Source organism: Pseudomonas sp. BN102 (genome assembly GCF_029871245.1).
Classification (GTDB): domain Bacteria; phylum Pseudomonadota; class Gammaproteobacteria; order Pseudomonadales; family Pseudomonadaceae; genus Metapseudomonas.
In genome coordinates, this window is the sequence record NZ_SSON01000065.1 from 61479 (window position 1) to 76710 (window position 15232).

The 15232-nt window shown below is 66.2% G+C and carries 14 protein-coding genes; 11 read left to right on the forward strand and 3 right to left on the reverse strand.

All coding sequences use genetic code 11. The features are described from left to right. The first annotated feature begins 149 nt into the window (after positions 1–149). Complete coding sequence (locus tag E8F12_RS13530; protein ID WP_280325921.1) at positions 150–1193, forward strand: saccharopine dehydrogenase NADP-binding domain-containing protein; 1044 nt, start codon at positions 150–152, stop codon at positions 1191–1193. 33 nt (positions 1194–1226) lie between these two features. Here the strand turns inward: E8F12_RS13530 and E8F12_RS13535 are convergent, their stop codons facing one another. Then, a complete protein-coding gene (locus E8F12_RS13535) occupies positions 1227–2123 on the reverse strand; it encodes a LysR family transcriptional regulator ArgP (RefSeq protein ID WP_280325770.1) in 897 nt (298 codons plus the stop codon). A gap of 99 nt (positions 2124–2222) precedes the next feature. Here E8F12_RS13535 and E8F12_RS13540 point away from each other — a divergent pair, with 99 nt between their 5' ends. The 4 genes from E8F12_RS13540 to E8F12_RS13555 all read left to right on the forward strand — a co-directional run bounded on the left by E8F12_RS13540 (position 2223) and on the right by E8F12_RS13555 (position 6376). Continuing rightward, entirely contained in the window at positions 2223–2630 is a 408-nt protein-coding gene (locus E8F12_RS13540) for an ACT domain-containing protein (protein ID WP_280325771.1), read from the forward strand. 5 nt (positions 2631–2635) lie between these two features. Continuing rightward, positions 2636–3238 carry a LysE/ArgO family amino acid transporter gene (locus E8F12_RS13545; RefSeq protein ID WP_280325772.1) on the forward strand — a complete coding sequence of 201 codons (603 nt, stop codon included), beginning with the start codon at positions 2636–2638 and terminating at the stop codon, positions 3236–3238. Between the two features lie 204 nt (positions 3239–3442). Next, on the forward strand, positions 3443–4024 hold the full coding sequence (gene sodB, locus E8F12_RS13550; protein ID WP_280290364.1) for a superoxide dismutase [Fe]: 582 nt from the start codon (positions 3443–3445) through the stop codon (positions 4022–4024). A gap of 285 nt (positions 4025–4309) precedes the next feature. Next, a complete protein-coding gene (locus tag E8F12_RS13555; protein WP_280325773.1) occupies positions 4310–6376 on the forward strand; it encodes a GGDEF domain-containing phosphodiesterase in 2067 nt (688 codons plus the stop codon). 48 nt (positions 6377–6424) lie between these two features. Here the strand turns inward: E8F12_RS13555 and E8F12_RS13560 are convergent, their stop codons facing one another. Both E8F12_RS13560 and E8F12_RS13565 read right to left on the reverse strand, forming a co-directional pair. Then, positions 6425–7327 carry a GIDE domain-containing protein gene (locus E8F12_RS13560; protein WP_280325774.1) on the reverse strand — a complete coding sequence of 301 codons (903 nt, stop codon included), beginning with the start codon at positions 7325–7327 and terminating at the stop codon, positions 6425–6427. 1 nt (position 7328) lies between these two features. Beyond that, the gene (locus E8F12_RS13565; protein ID WP_280325775.1) at positions 7329–7901 is read right to left on the reverse strand and encodes a LemA family protein; all 573 of its coding nucleotides are present in this window, start codon (positions 7899–7901) and stop codon (positions 7329–7331) included. Between the two features lie 201 nt (positions 7902–8102). On the opposite strand from E8F12_RS13565, the gene E8F12_RS13570 reads away from it, so the two are divergent. The 6 genes from E8F12_RS13570 to E8F12_RS13595 all read left to right on the forward strand — a co-directional run bounded on the left by E8F12_RS13570 (position 8103) and on the right by E8F12_RS13595 (position 15224). Continuing rightward, positions 8103–9440, forward strand: a complete 1338-nt coding sequence (locus tag E8F12_RS13570; RefSeq protein WP_280325776.1) for an imelysin family protein — start codon at positions 8103–8105, stop codon at positions 9438–9440. A gap of 246 nt (positions 9441–9686) precedes the next feature. Further along, complete coding sequence (locus E8F12_RS13575) at positions 9687–11114, forward strand: di-heme oxidoredictase family protein (RefSeq protein ID WP_280325778.1); 1428 nt, start codon at positions 9687–9689, stop codon at positions 11112–11114. Between the two features lie 10 nt (positions 11115–11124). Then, positions 11125–12189: an imelysin family protein gene (locus E8F12_RS13580; RefSeq protein WP_280325779.1), complete on the forward strand. Its 1065-nt coding sequence runs from the start codon at positions 11125–11127 to the stop codon at positions 12187–12189. 1 nt (position 12190) lies between these two features. Continuing rightward, positions 12191–13288, forward strand: a complete 1098-nt coding sequence (locus E8F12_RS13585; protein WP_280325780.1) for a DUF1513 domain-containing protein — start codon at positions 12191–12193, stop codon at positions 13286–13288. A gap of 293 nt (positions 13289–13581) precedes the next feature. Continuing rightward, entirely contained in the window at positions 13582–13827 is a 246-nt protein-coding gene (locus E8F12_RS13590; protein ID WP_280325926.1) for a hypothetical protein, read from the forward strand. 242 nt (positions 13828–14069) lie between these two features. Then, positions 14070–15224: an efflux RND transporter periplasmic adaptor subunit gene (locus E8F12_RS13595; RefSeq protein ID WP_280325781.1), complete on the forward strand. Its 1155-nt coding sequence runs from the start codon at positions 14070–14072 to the stop codon at positions 15222–15224. The last annotated feature ends 8 nt before the right edge of the window (positions 15225–15232 follow it).

Consider the following 15232-nt stretch of genomic DNA (forward strand, 5'->3'; position numbering starts at 1 on the left):
ACCTCTGCTTTCACGGGGTGGCATCGCGAGCCAATAGAACGACTCTGAACGCTATCCCCCGCCATCGTTCCCGCCAGGCCCGAGCGCATGGGCTACCTTTGTCAGCTCATGCACAACCGAAGGAAGGCGCAGTGAGCAAGAACACCTGGATGATCTATGGCGCCTACGGCTACACCGGCCAGCTGGTGGCCGAGGAAGCCCTGCGACAAGGAATGCTGCCGGTCCTCGCCGGGCGCGACCCGGCCAAGGTCGAAGCCCTGGGCAGCCGCCTCGGCCTGCCGACGCGGGTCTTCGACCTGCACGACCCCGCGCACGTCGCCGAACGCCTCGACGGCATCGATGTGGTCGCCCACTGCGCCGGCCCCTTCTCCGCAACCAGCACGCCGATGATCCAGGCCTGCCTGGCGAGCGGAACCCACTACCTGGACATCACCGGCGAGATCACGGTGTTCGCCCTCGCCCATGCCCAGGACGCGGCAGCCCGGCGTGCCGGCATCGTGATCTGCCCCGGCGCGGGTTTCGACGTCATCCCGACCGATTGCCTGGCCGCTTGCCTCAAGGCGGCCCTGCCCGACGCCACGCACCTGGCGCTGGGGTTCGACTCCGACAGCGGGCTCTCGCCGGGCACCGCCAAGACCAGCGTCGAAGCCCTGGCCATGGGTGGACAGGTGCGTGAGAACGGCCGCCTGCGCCCGGTGCCCCTGGGTCACAGGCGCCGCGAGATCGACTTCGGCCGCGGCCTGAAATCCGCCATGACCATTCCCTGGGGGGATGTGGCCACCGCCTTCTATTCCACCGGCATACCCAATATCGAGGTCTACCTGCCGGCCCCTGTGCCCTTGGCATTGGGCATGCGCCTGGCCGATCCGCTGCGCGCTCTGCTGGCCGCTACCTGGGCGCAGGACTGGCTGAAGGGACTGGCCGCAAGGCACCTAGGCGGACCTGACGAGACGATGCGCGCCCGCCGACCCACCTGGGTCTGGGGCGAGGCGCGCAACGCCGCCGGCGATCGGCGCACCGCGCACCTGGAGACCGCCAATGGCTATCAGGTGACCGTGCACGGCGTGCTGTTCACGGTGCGCCATCTACTCGACTACCAGGGTGAAGGTGGCTACTTCACGCCGTCGCGCCTGCTGGGCGAGCGTTGCGTGGAGCAGTTGCCGGGCTCGGGGTCGATTCGCATCAGCCAGTAGGGTGCGCCGGCGCACCCCCGGTCCAGGCCCGCTTCAGCGCGGCAACGGCACCAGCCAGCGGCCGGCGGCCCGAGCCAGCTGGTCGGTGAGCAGGCCCAGCAATTCACCCCCGTGACGCCAGTGGTGCCAGTAGAGCGGCACGTCGATGGGATGGTCGGGGATCAGTTCCTGGAGTTCACCCCGCGCCAGCTGGGCACCGACCTGCTGCTCGGGCACCAGGCCCCAGCCCAGGCCGCCTTCGGTCAAACGCACGAAGCCTTCGGACGAGGGGCAGAGGTGGTGGATGAAGCCACCCTCGACACCCAACTCCGCCAGATAACGATGCTGCAGGAGGTCATCCGGGCCGAAGACGATCGCCGGCGAGCGGGCCAGGGCCGCCGCCGTCACTCCCCGTGGAAAGTGCCGCTCGATAAAAGCCGGGCTGGCCAGGGCGCGGTAGCGCATGGCGCCCAGGGGCAGGCTGCGGGCGCCGGCCACCGGGCGCTCGGCGCCGCAGACGCAGGCCGCCACCTCGCCAGCCCGCATGCGCTTGAGCCCCACCTCCTGGTCTTCCACCACCAACTCCATCTGCACCTGCTGCTCGGCGCAGAAGTCCCCCACCGCGGCGGCCCACCAGGTGGCCAGGCTGTCGGCGTTGAGGGCGATGCGCAGGCGCTCCGGCATGCCGCCCTCTTCCAGGGCCGGTACCTGGCGCTGCAGGTCCCGCTCCAGCAGGCGCACCTGCTGCACATGGTTGAGCAGGCGGGTGCCGACCTCGGTGGGCGCCGGTGGCGTGGCGCGCACCAGCACCGGCTGGCCGACCCGCGCTTCCAGCAGCTTGATGCGCTGTGACACCGCCGACTGTGACAGCCCGAGGATCTGCGCCGCACGCTCGAAACCACCCTGCTCCACCACCGCCGCCAGGGCGGACAGCAACTTGTAGTCGAACAAATCAGTTTTCCTAATGAGAGATCAGCATGATTCGTTTTCCTTATACATCGTCGCGCCCCAGACTCGCCACATCCCACCGATCATCCCGAAGGAAACACCATGGCCGGCGAAACCACCCTTTCCACCCTGATCCGCAACATGTCGCCGCAGCTCAATCCCGGCGAATACGTGTTCTGCACCCTGGATGATGCGACCCGGCTCGAAGGCAGCGCGCCCCTCGGCAGCTTCCGTGAGCGTGAGGGGCTGACGGTGATACTGGAACGCGGCGAGGCCGATCGCCTCGGTCTTTCCTACGACTACAGCGCCGCCTGGATCACCCTGGAGGTGCATTCATCCCTCAGCGCCGTGGGCCTTACCGCCACCTTCGCCGGCGCCCTGGCGCAGGCGGGCCTCAGCTGCAATGTGGTCGCCGGCTATTTCCACGACCACCTGTTCGTCGCCAGCAAGGATGCCGAGCGCGCCCTGTCCACCCTGCGTGCCCTCGCGGCCAACGCCCAGGCGGAGTGAAGGCCATGTGGCAGAGCTACCTGAACGGACTGCTGATGGCCGCCGGCCTGATCATCGCCATCGGCGCACAGAACGCCTTCGTTCTCGCCCAGAGCCTGCGCCGCGAACACCACCTGCCGGTGGCCGCGCTCTGCGTGCTGTGCGACGCGCTTCTGGTCAGCGCCGGGGTCTTCGGCCTGGCTACCCTCCTGGCGCAGAACCCGACGTTGCTGGGCATCGCCCGCTGGGGCGGCGTGGCCTTCCTGCTCTGGTACGGCGTCCAGGCCCTGCGCCGCGCCCTGAGCCCGAGCACCCTGGACCAGTCCGCCGAGACCGGGCCGCGCTCGCGCCGGACGGTGCTGCTGGCAGCCCTGGCAGTGACCCTGCTCAATCCCCATGTCTACCTCGACACGGTACTGCTGATCGGCTCCCTCGGCGCCCAGCAGACGGTGCCCGGCGCCTACGCCCTGGGCGCGGCCAGCGCGTCGCTGGTGTGGTTCTTCGCCCTCGCCCTGGGTGCTGCCTGGCTCGCCCCCTGGCTGGCCCGGCCGGCTACCTGGCGCCTGCTCGACCTGGCGGTAGCGCTGATGATGTTCGGCATGGCAGCGCAATTGGTGAACGGAATCTGACTTCCTCGGGTCCATCTTCAGGGATGCGCCAGAGCCCCTGGCGCAGGCATTTCCACACAGTTGCTGCGTGGTTATGCCCCCTCCCCGGTGCTATGATCCGGAGTTCGCGGCCATAAAGAGTACAAACTCGCAGCCGCACATTCGGCCGACCGTGAACGGCCCCGCGCCTGGCGCAAAAATCCCGACCTGATGAAGGAGATAGACATGGCTTTCGAATTGCCGCCGCTGCCTTACGAGAAGAACGCTCTCGAGCCGCACCTGTCCGCCGAGACCCTGGAATACCACTACGGCAAGCACCACAACGCCTATGTGGTGAACCTGAACAACCTGGTTCCGGGCACCGAATTCGAAGGTAAAACCCTGGAAGAGATCATCAAGACCTCCTCCGGCGGCATCTTCAACAACGCAGCCCAGATCTGGAACCACACCTTCTACTGGAATGGCCTGAAGCCCAACGGCGGTGGCCAACCCACCGGCGCCCTGGCTGACGCCATCAACGCCGCCTTCGGTTCCTTCGACAAGTTCAAGGAAGAGTTCACCAAGACCGCCATCGGCACCTTCGGCTCCGGCTGGGCCTGGCTGGTGAAGAAGGCTGACGGCTCCCTGGCCCTGGCCAGCACCATCGGCGCCGGCTGCCCGCTGACCAGCGGCGACACCCCGCTGCTGACCTGCGACGTCTGGGAACACGCCTACTACATCGACTACCGCAACCTGCGTCCGAAGTACGTAGAGGCCTTCTGGAACCTGGTCAACTGGGACTTCGTAGCCAAGAACTACGCAGCCTGAGACCTGCTCCAGCGCTTCATGGAAACCCGGCAATTGCCGGGTTTCTTCATTTCTGGGCGTCATTCGTCGCCTTGTCGCGATACGGGAAAAATAGTCGGACACCCCTCAAGCTCGGCCTGGTTCGCACCGACATAGAAAGGAGGAAAGCGCTGGCAGCGTGGGTGACGATGGAAAACTGGCGCCATGAATAGTGGCATTCACATACTGGCCCTTTGACGGCCAAGGCCTGTTTGCCAATACTCACACCCGTCTGACGCCTGGCGGCATCGAACAAGGAATCTCCATTTGAAGCTGGATCTCAAACACAGCTTGTCACTGAAGCTGCTGCGCGTGGTGCTGCTGTCCGCTCTGGTGGTCGGGGTGGTGCTGAGCTGTGCGCAGATCGTGTTCGACATCTACAAGACCCGTCAGGCCGTTTCCAACGACGCCAACCGGATCCTCGGCATGTTCCGCGACCCGTCCACCCAGGCCGTCTACAGCCTGGACCGCGAGATGGGCATGCAGGTGATCGAAGGCCTGTTCCAGCACGAATCGGTGCGCCAGGCCTCCATCGGCCATCCCAACGAGCCCATGCTGGCGGAGAAGGACCGGCCGCTGATGGAGCTCCCCACGCGTTGGCTGACTGACCCCATCCTCGGCAAAGAGCAGACGTTCACCACCCAACTGGTCGGCCGCAGCCCCTACAGCGAGTACTACGGCGACCTCAGCATCACCCTCGACACCGCCCCCTATGGCGAAGACTTCGTCACCAGCTCGGTGATCATCTTCATCTCCGGCGTGCTGCGCGCCCTGGCCATGGGCCTGGTGCTCTATCTCGTCTACCACTGGCTGCTGACCAAGCCGCTGTCGAAGATCATCGAGCACCTGACCAGCATCAACCCCGACCGTCCCAGCGAACACAAGCTGCCCATGCTCAAGGGCAACGAGAAGAACGAGCTGGGCCTGTGGATAACCACCGCCAACGATCTGCTGGCCTCCATCGAACGCAACACCCACCTGCGCCGCGAAGCCGAGAACAGCCTGCTGCGCATGGCCCAGTACGACTTTCTCACCGGCCTGCCCAATCGCCAGCAGCTGCAACAGCAGCTCGACCAGATCCTCGAAGACGCCGGCCGCCTGCAGCGCCGCGTGGCGGTACTCTGCGTCGGCCTGGACGACTTCAAGGGTGTCAACGAACAGTTCAGCTACCAGACCGGCGACCAGCTGCTGATCGCCCTGGCCGACCGCCTGCGCAGCCACAGCGGCCGCCTGGGTGCACTGGCGCGCCTGGGTGGCGACCAGTTCGCCCTGGTCCAGGCCGATATCGAGCAGCCCTACGAGGCCGCCGAACTGGCCCAGAGCGTCCTGGACGACCTGGAAGTGCCCTTCTCCCTGGAACAGCAGGAAGTGCGCCTGCGCGCCACCATCGGCATCACCCTCTTCCCCGAGGACGGCGACAGCACCGAGAAGCTGCTGCAGAAAGCCGAGCAGACCATGACCCTGGCCAAGAGCCGCTCGCGCAATCGCTACCAGTTCTACATTGCCAGCGTCGACAGCGAGATGCGCCGCCGCCGCGAACTGGAAAAGGACCTGCGCGAAGCCCTCAACCGTGGCGAGATGCACCTGGTCTACCAGCCGCAGGTCGACTATCGCGACCACCGCGTGGTGGGCGTCGAGGCGCTGCTGCGCTGGCAGCACCCGCAGCATGGCTTCGTCCCGCCAGACCTGTTCATCCCCTTGGCCGAACAGAACGGCTCCATCATCCCCATCGGTGAATGGGTGCTCGACCAGGCCTGCCGCCAGCTGCGCGAATGGCACGACCAGGGATTCAGCGAGCTGCGCATGGCCATCAACCTCTCCACCGTGCAACTGCATCACGCCGAGCTGCCTCGGGTAGTGAACAACCTGCTGCAGGTATACCGCCTGCCCCAGCGCAGCCTGGAGATGGAAGTCACCGAAACCGGCCTGATGGAAGACATCTCCACCGCCGCCCAGCACCTGCTGAGCCTGCGCCGCTCCGGCGCGCTGATCGCGATCGATGACTTCGGGACCGGCTACTCGTCCCTGAGCTACCTGAAGAGCCTGCCGCTGGACAAGATCAAGATCGACAAGAGCTTCGTCCAGGACGTGCTGGAAGACGTGGACGACGCCACCATAGTCCGCGCCATCATCCAGCTGGCGCGCAACCTGGACATGCAGGTAATAGCCGAAGGCGTGGAAACCGCCGAGCAGGAGGCCTACATCATCGCCCAGGGCTGCAACGAGGGTCAGGGCTACCTCTACAGCAAGCCGCTCCCGGCCCGCGAACTCACCCTCTACCTCAAGCAGGCCCGGCGCCTGAGCAACGCGGCCTCGAACCCCGCCACGCTTTGAAACCCTGAGGTCCTCGTAGGATGGTGGATCGGTGGAGCGTGATCCACCCTACAAGAGCCCAGTCGCCCGAAGCAGGTACACGGTCGCCACCGCCCCACCCACGCAGAGCACGGCGCCGAACAGGGCCTGCCAGCGGAACTGCCGGGCCAGCACATCCTCACCATGGCTGGCCAAGAGGAAAGGCTGGGACTCGGCTGGGCGGCGCATATGGTTCATGGCGGGCGCCGAGCTGGTACGGCGATGACGGTCTTCGGCTTCCAGCTGCGCGGCCAGGCGCACGCGACCCCACTCGGCCTCGTCCAGCTGACCATCGCCATTGCTGTCGAAGCGCGTCAGCAGGCCGGAGAAATCACCTTTCCATTCGCGGATCACGGCGCCCTGGGCCGCCACCAGGTCCAACCCCTGGCGGCCGCCGCCACTGGTGTGGAAATCACCGATGGCGTAGAGCGGCTCCCCGGCCTGCAGGCGCTCCTCGGTGTAGCGGTATTCGCCGCCGCCGATCCAGGAGCCCAAACCGCTCCTGCCCAGCCCGCGCGGATGGCGCGAGCTGCCCTTCCAGACTTCCCGGGTGGCCGGACGCACCTCGGCGCCGCGCGGATCGATCAGGCATTCGCCGGTTGCATCGGCCAGGCGCAGCCAGGTATCGCTGACGCCGCTGTCCACCACCCGCCAGCTCTTGCTCTTGCCGTTCTCGCTGTACTCCTCGATGCGGTAGCGCCACCAGAGGCAGGGTTTACCCGTCAGCGGCGCGGCCAGGGGTGCGTCGCCATGCAGGTGGAGCATGCCGTAGAGCTCGACATAGCCCTGGGCCGCCGAGCGGATCTTCGATGTCGGGGTATCCAGGAGCAGCCGCGCCTGGGCCAGGCGGCGCAGGCACCACCAGCCGCCGCCGGCAAAGGCGCCGAGGCTGAACCCCAGGCTGATGGCCAGCCCGGCCACGTCCACGGCCATCTCAGCCGAACAGGCTCTTGAGATCGACGTCGGCCTTCTCGGCCTCGCTGAACTCCAGCAGCTCCCCAGCCTTGAAGCCGAACAGGCCCGCGATGATGACGTCCGGGAACTGTTCGATGCGCACGTTGTTCAGGTTCACCGCCTCGTTGTACAGCTCGCGGCGATCGGCGATACCGTTCTCCAGGCCGCTGATGCGCTGCTGGAGGAACTGGAAGCTTTCATTGGCCTTGAGCTGCGGGTAGTTCTCCGCCAGGGCGAAGAGCTGCCCGAGGCCGGCACGCAGGCCGCTCTCGGCCTGGCCGAGGGCACCGATGTCACCTTTCTCGCGGGCACTGGCCACGGCGTTGCGCGCGGCGATCACCCGCTCCAGGGTGGTGCGTTCGTGCTGCATGTACTGCTTGCAGGTCTCCACCAGCTTGGGCAGCTCGTCATGCCGCTGCTTGAGCAGCACCTCGATGTTCGACCAGGCCTTGCCCACTCCATGCTTGAGGCGCACCAGAGCGTTATAGAGGACCACCGCATAGGCGGCGACGAGGAGCAGGACCACGATCAGGGCAACGCTGGTCAGACTCATGCAGGCTTCTCCTTCAGGCTGCGGGTCATAAGGGCCCTGGCGATTCTAATGGCAATTTGCCGATGCCGCGGAGACCTTGCACACAGCTGCTGCAAAACGCCCGAAAACGGCTTTCCAAAAATGAAAATCTTTCGCATTATGTCGCGGTTTTACGTTGCGCAACTTCACATTGCCATCACCCAGAAGCAAAGGACCTCGCACATGATTCGTATGCCCCTGGCCACCGCCAGCCTGCTCGCCGTCGCCATCTCCCTCGCCGGTTGCGGTGACGACAAGAAAGAAGCCGCACAGCAAGCCGCCGCCCCGGCCGCCACCAGCACTGCGCCGGCTCCGGCTGCAACCGCCAAGGTCGACGAGGCCGAGGCCAAGAAGGTCGTCGCCCATTACGCCGACCTCGCCCTGGCGGTCTTCACCGATGCCCACAGCACCGCCGTGAACCTGCAAAAGGCCGTTGACGCCTTCCTCGCCAAGCCCGATGCCGACACCCTGAAGGCCGCCCGCGAAGCCTGGCTGGCCGCTCGTGCGCCCTACATGCAGACCGAAGTGTTCCGCTTCGGCAACCCGGTGGTCGACGACTGGGAAGGCCAGCAGAACGCGTGGCCGCTGGACGAAGGCCTGATCGACTACGTCGCGGGCGACTACCAGCATGCCCTGGGCAACCCCGGCGCCACTGCCAACATCATCGCCAACACCACCATCCAGGTCGGCGAAGACAAGATCGACATCACCGAGATTACCGGCGAGAAACTGGCCAGCCTGAACGAGCTGGGCGGTTCCGAAGCCAACGTCGCCACTGGCTACCACGCCATCGAATTCCTCCTCTGGGGCCAGGACCTGAACGGCACCGGCCCGGGCGCCGGCAATCGTCCCGCCACCGACTTCGTGGTCGGCGAAGGCGCCACGGGTGGTCACACCGAGCGCCGTCGCGCCTACCTGAAGGCCGCCACCGACCTGCTGGTGAGCGACCTGGAATACATGGTCGGCCAGTGGAAAGCCGGCGTTGCCGACAACTACCGCGCCAAGCTGGAAGCCGAACCGGCCGACGCTGGCCTGCGCAAGATGCTCTTCGGCATGGGCAGCCTGTCCCTCGGCGAACTGGCTGGCGAGCGCATGAAGGTCGCCCTGGAAGCCAACTCCACCGAAGACGAGCACGACTGCTTCAGCGACAACACCCACAACTCGCACTTCTATAACGGCAAGGGCATCCGCAACGTCTACCTGGGCGAGTACAAGAAGGTCGACGGCACCACCCTGACCGGCCCGAGCCTGTCCTCCCTGGTGACCAAGGTCGACGCCCAGACCGACACCACCCTGAAGGCCGACCTGGAAGCCACCGAAGGCAAGCTGCAGGCCCTTGTGGACAGCGCCAACAAGGACATGCACTTCGACCAGCTGATAGCCGCCGACAACACCGCCGGCCAGCAACTGGTGCGGGATGCCATCGCCTCCTTGGTCAAGCAGACCGGTGCCATCGAGCAAGCCGCCGGCAAGCTCGGCATCACCGACCTGAAGCCGGACAACGCCGATCACCAGTTCTGATCAACGCTGCGTTGGACGAAGCGGATGCGGCCTAGTGCCGCATCCGCTTTTTTGTGGGCTGATGCCTTGTAGGGGCGAATTCATTCGCCAAGCAGGCCGCAGGCCTGCCCTGACATCCTGATGGGGGCGCTTCGCACCCCTTGGCGAATGAATTCGCCCCTACAGCCAAACGCAAATCCCTCTTATTCAAACGCCCCCGTCCTGATAAGCTTGCGCGCCTGTTTTCCAGCCGTCCGGAACCCGCCAATGCTCGCTCCATCGGCCATTCGCCGCCTGTCTCCCCTGCTGCTGGCCCTCGGCCTCAGTGCCTGTGACGACGCGCCGCGGTTCACCCAGGCCGAACCCGGCGAACACCTGTCCGGCGGTGCGGCGACCGTACGCCAGTTCGACCAGAACGCCTTTTCCATGCCCTCGGCCAATCTCACGCCGATGCGCCGGCTGGACTTCAGCGTCGGCAACAGTTTCTTCCGCAACCCCTGGGTGATCGCCCCCGCCACCACGACTGCACGCGATGGCCTGGGCCCACTGTTCAACACCAACGCCTGCCAGAACTGCCACGTGAAGGATGGTCGCGGCCATCCGCCGGCGCCTGGGGCGAACAATGCCGTGTCCATGCTGGTGCGCCTGTCGATTCCCGCCGACGCCTCGGCCGAGCATGCGCGCCTGCTGGAGCGCCTGGGCGTGGTGCCGGAGCCGGTTTACGGCGGCCAGCTGCAGGATGTCTCCATCCCCGGCGTCGCTCCCGAAGGCAAGGTGCGGGTCAGTTACCAGCCAGTACCGATGACCTTCGCCGATGGCACCAGGGTCGAGCTGCGCAAGCCGCGCCTGGAAATCAGCCAGCTCGGCTATGGCCAGATGCACCCAAACGCCCTGTTCTCGGCCCGCATCGCCCCGCCCATGATCGGCCTGGGCCTGCTGGAAGCCATTCCCGAGGCCGCCCTGCTGGCCAATGCCGACCCGGACGACGCCAATGGCAACGGCATCCGCGGCCGTGCCAACTGGGTCTGGGACGATGTCGCCGGCAAGACGGTGCTTGGCCGCTTCGGTTGGAAGGCTGGCCAGCCGAACCTGAATCAACAGAATTTTCACGCCTTCTCTGGTGATATGGGCCTGACTACCACGCACCTGACCCAGGACGATTGCACGGCGACGCAGACCGCCTGCAAGGCCGCGGTGCATGGCGGCGAACCGGAAGTCAGCGACAACATCCTGTCCCTGGTGCTCTTCTACACCCGCAACCTGGCCGTGCCGGCGCGGCGCCAGGTGGAAGACCCGCAGGTGCTGGAAGGCAAGGGCCTGTTCCACCAGGCCGGCTGCCAGTCCTGCCATACCCCCAGTTTCACCACTGCGGCGGACGCCGCCGAACCCGAGTTGGCCAACCAGGTGATCCGCCCCTACAGCGACCTGCTGCTCCATGACATGGGCGAAGGCCTGGCCGACGGCCGCGCCGAGTTCCAGGCCGGCGGCCGCGACTGGCGCACCCCGCCGCTCTGGGGCATCGGCCTGACCCAGACGGTGAACGGCCATACCCAGTTCCTCCACGACGGCCGCGCGCGCGACCTGCTGGAAGCCATCCTCTGGCACGGCGGCGAAGCGGAGGCGGCGAAGCAGAAGGTCCTGAAATACGACGCCCAGCAGCGTGCCGCGCTGCTGGCCTTCCTGAATTCCCTATAAGGAGCTCCGCATGTTCCGCCCGAAACTGCTGTTCACCAGCCTCGCCGCCCTGGCCCTGGGGGCCTGCGCCCCGCAGGATCCGCAGGCGCAGACCGCCGCCGCCCTGGCCAAGCAGGTGATACTGCCGACCTACAGCCGCTGGGTCGAAGCGGACCGCCAGTTGGCCAGCAGCGCCCTGGCCTTCTGCTCCGGCAAGGAAGACCTGGCCAAGGCGCGCGCCGATTTCCGCGCCGCGCAAAAAGCCTGGGCCGAGTTGCAGCCGCTGATGGTCGGCCCGCTGGCCGAAGGCAACCGCGCCTGGCAGGTGCAGTTCTGGCCGGACAAGAAGAACCTGGTCGGGCGCCAGGTGGAGCAGCTAATCAAGGCCCAGCCTCAGGTCGACGCCGCCGCCCTGGCCAAGGCCAGCGTGGTCGTGCAGGGTCTCTCCGCCTACGAATACATCCTCTTCGACAGCAACCTGGACATGGCCGACAGCGCCCAGAAGGCCCGCTACTGCCCGCTGTTGGAGGCCATCGGCGAGCGCCAGAAGGGCCTGGCCGAGGAAATCCTCGCGCGCTGGAACAGCAAGGACGGCATGCTCGACCAGTTGAGCAAGTTCCCCAACCAGCGCTACGCCGACTCCCACGAGGCCATCTCCGAACTGCTGCGGGTCCAGGTCACCGCCCTGGACACCCTGAAGAAAAAGCTCGGCACCCCCATGGGCCGCCAGACCAAGAGCCTGCCCCAGCCGATGCAGGCGGACGGCTGGCGCAGCGACTCCTCCCTGGAAAGCCTGGGCGCCAGCCTGGCCAGTGCCGAAAGCTTGTGGAAAGGCGTCGACCAGCACGGTATCCGCAGCCTGCTGGGCGATGACCAGAAAGCCCTGGCCGAGAAGATCGACGCGGCCTACGCCGAATCCCGCGGCAAGCTCGACGCCCTCGGGCAGCCTCTGGGCAAGCTGCTGGCCAGCGAAGAAGGCCTGAAACAGCTGAACGACTTCTACGACAGCCTGGACCGCGTCCAGCGCCTGCATTCCGGCGAGCTGGCCAAGGCCCTCGGCGTGCAGCTCGGCTTCAACGCCAACGACGGTGACTGAGATGCTCCGTCGCCAGGTCCTCACCCTTGCCAGCCTGCTGCTCGGCGCCGTCGGCCTGGGCGGCTGGACCCTCAGCCGCAGGGGCGACGGCTCGCCCCTGTTGCTCTCCGCTCGCGACGATGCCGACGGCCATCACTACGCCGTGGGCTATCGCCTGGACGGCAGCCAGGTGTTCGCCACCCGGGTCGCCCAGCGCTGTCATGACATAGTCGAGCACCCCAGCGAACCGGTGGCACTCTTCGTCGCCCGCCGGCCGGGCACCGAGAGCTACCTGGTCGACCTGCGCGACGGCCGCCTGCTGCAGACGCTCAAGTCGCAGGCCAACCGCCACTTCTACGGCCACGGGGTGTTCCACCGCGAGGGCGAATGGCTCTACGCCACCGAGAACGACACCACTGACCCCGGCCGTGGCGTGCTCGGGCAGTACCACTACCAGGACGGCCAGCTGCACCATGCCGGCGAAGTCCCCACCCACGGCCTGGGCCCGCACCAGGCGGCATGGTTGCCCGACGGCGAGACTCTGGTGGTGGCCAACGGCGGTATCCGCACCGAGGCGGAAAGCCGAGTGGAGATGAACCTCGACGCCATGGAGCCGAGCCTGGTACTGATGCGCCGCGATGGCAGCCTGCTGTCGAAGGAAACCCTGCCGCAACAGATGAACAGCATTCGCCACTTGGCGGTGGGCGCCGACGGCACCATAGTCTCCGGACAGCAGTACATGGGCGAGGCCAGCGACCACGCCGACCTGCTCGCCATCAAGCGTCCGGGCCAGCCCTTCCAGCCCTTCCCGCTGGACGAGGAACAGCGCCTGGCGATGACCCAGTACACCGCCAGCGTCGCCATCCACGACGAGCTCCGCCTGGTGGCCCTGACCGCGCCGCGCGGCAATCGCTTCTTCATCTGGGACCTGGACAGCGGCGCCGTGCGCCTGGACGCGCCCCTGCCGGACTGTGCCGGCGTCGGCGCGGTGAAAGACGGCTTCGTGGTCACCTCCGGCCAGGGCCGCTGCCGCCTTTACGACTGCCGGGGCACAGAGTTCACCGCCACCCCGCTGCAACTGCCGGCGAGCTTCTGGGACAACCACCTCCACCTGGCCTGACCTCACAAGGGTGGACATCGTTTTTCATGTCCACCAGCGGCGCCATGCTCATCACCGATGGTGGACCGATGAAGCGTGGTCCACCCTACGCAAGCCCCTCTACCAAGGGTCCCGTGGCGCTTTCGTACCCCACAAACTCCCGACATCCGGCCTTCAGCGCCCCTCTACCTTGCCGATCGAGTAGGGGCCCGCCTGGCGGTCCCCGCGCTGGCGCCGGCATAGCGCCCGACGTACTGCAATATCCGTCTGGTAGAGAGCCGACATCACCCCCTTTCTCCTTGAAGCGCACCATCATGTCCCTGCGACGCTCCCTGCGCGGCCAGATCCTCACCATGCTCGGTGGCAGCCTATTGCTGCCCCTGCTGATCACCCTCGGCTGTTTCCACTTTCTCTCCAGCGGCATCTCACGCAACCTCACCGAGATCACTGCCATCGCCAGCACCAACGAACAGAACGTGCAGCGCACCCACGGCGCCAGCCAACACCTCCACGGCCTGTCCGGCGACCTCTCCCAGCTGACGGCGCGCCTCCACGCCTGATGGAAGAACGGCACAGGGAGGTGCCGCACAGTCCTGCCCCATTGATCAGGAAAGGACGAGTTCCTACACAGTTAACCGACACGAACTGACTCGATCTTCGGCGATCTACGCACGTCATAACCAACTACATCCCCGGAAGCAACGTTCTGCAATTTCTTGTCTTTGACTTGGTCTAACTCTGGTACTAAGGTGCTTCCCTCGCCTATTCCCAGGCCTCTTTTTCCCTGCCAAGGAACCGGAATATGTTGCTCCGCCGCATGCTCATCATGCTGGGCGTGGTTATCCTCGTGGTGCTCGCCCTAGCCGCCTACAAAGGCTTCTCGATCTACCAGCAGATCCAGCAGTTCTCTGCGCCTCAGCCGCCCATCAACGTCTCCGCCGAGAAGGCCGTCGAACTGCCTTGGCAGAGCCGCCTACCCGCCATCGGCACACTGAAGGCCTTCCAGGGCGTCGACCTGACCGTGGAAGCCAGTGGCACCGTTCAGGACGTGCTCTTCCTCTCCGGCGAGAAGGTCAAAGTGGGCCAGCCGCTGATCCAGATGGACAGTGACGTGGAACGCGCCACCCTGGCGACGGCCGAGGCCGAGTTGAGCCTGGCGCGCGTAGAGTTCGAGCGCGGCCGCAGCCTGGTCAGCCGGCAGAACATCTCCAAGAGCGAATTCGACCGCCTGGCCTCGGAACTCCAGGCCGCCACCGGCAGGGTCGGCCAGCTCAAGGCCATGCTGGACAAGAAGCGCATCATCGCGCCCTTCTCCGGCACCATCGGCATCCGCCAGGTGGACGTGGGCGACTTCCTCTCTTCCGGTACCACCATCGCCACCCTGCAGGACCTGAACACCCTGTTCGTCGACTTCTTCCTGCCCGAGCAGGCCGCTCCTCTGCTGGCCGTCGGGCAAAAGGTGCGCATCAGCGTCGCCGCCTTCCCGGGCGAATTCTTCGAGGGCGACGTTGCTGCGCTGAACCCCAAGGTCGAGGAAAGCACCCGCAACCTGCAGGTGCGCGCCATGCTGCAGAACCCCGACGGCAAGCTCCTGCCAGGCATGTTCGCCAACCTCGACGTACTGCTGCCGGGCGAGCAGGAGCGCGTGGTGGTGCCGGAGAGCGCCATCACCTACACCCTCTACGGCAACTCGGTGTACGTGATCTCCGAGAAGAAGAACGCCGAGGGCCAGCCCGAGAAAGGCCAGGATGGTCAGCCTCAGCTGGTGGTGGAGCGCCGCTTCGTCGAGACCGGCGAGCGCCGCGACGGCAAGGTAGTGGTGCAGAAGGGCCTCGAGCCCGGCGAGCGGGTGGTGACGTCCGGCCAACTCAAGCTGGATAACGGCTCCCACGTCGCCGTCGTACCCGACCAGTCCCTGGCCACCAAGCCGGACAACCAAGCCCGCGCCCCGCAATAAGCGCTCGC

Coding starts and splice junctions, on each gene's coding strand:
- E8F12_RS13545 (WP_280325772.1), top strand. CDS start 2,636: ATGTGGCAGAGCTACCTGAACGGACTGCTGATGGCCGCCGGCCTGATC.
- sodB (WP_280290364.1), top strand. CDS start 3,443: ATGGCTTTCGAATTGCCGCCGCTGCCTTACGAGAAGAACGCTCTCGAG.
- E8F12_RS13595 (WP_280325781.1), top strand. CDS start 14,070: ATGTTGCTCCGCCGCATGCTCATCATGCTGGGCGTGGTTATCCTCGTG.
- E8F12_RS13530 (WP_280325921.1), top strand. CDS start 150: ATGATCTATGGCGCCTACGGCTACACCGGCCAGCTGGTGGCCGAGGAA.
- E8F12_RS13580 (WP_280325779.1), top strand. CDS start 11,125: ATGTTCCGCCCGAAACTGCTGTTCACCAGCCTCGCCGCCCTGGCCCTG.
- E8F12_RS13540 (WP_280325771.1), top strand. CDS start 2,223: ATGGCCGGCGAAACCACCCTTTCCACCCTGATCCGCAACATGTCGCCG.
- E8F12_RS13585 (WP_280325780.1), top strand. CDS start 12,191: ATGCTCCGTCGCCAGGTCCTCACCCTTGCCAGCCTGCTGCTCGGCGCC.
- E8F12_RS13575 (WP_280325778.1), top strand. CDS start 9,687: ATGCTCGCTCCATCGGCCATTCGCCGCCTGTCTCCCCTGCTGCTGGCC.
- E8F12_RS13560 (WP_280325774.1), bottom strand. CDS start 7,327: ATGGCCGTGGACGTGGCCGGGCTGGCCATCAGCCTGGGGTTCAGCCTC.
- E8F12_RS13590 (WP_280325926.1), top strand. CDS start 13,582: ATGTCCCTGCGACGCTCCCTGCGCGGCCAGATCCTCACCATGCTCGGT.
- E8F12_RS13565 (WP_280325775.1), bottom strand. CDS start 7,901: ATGAGTCTGACCAGCGTTGCCCTGATCGTGGTCCTGCTCCTCGTCGCC.
- E8F12_RS13570 (WP_280325776.1), top strand. CDS start 8,103: ATGATTCGTATGCCCCTGGCCACCGCCAGCCTGCTCGCCGTCGCCATC.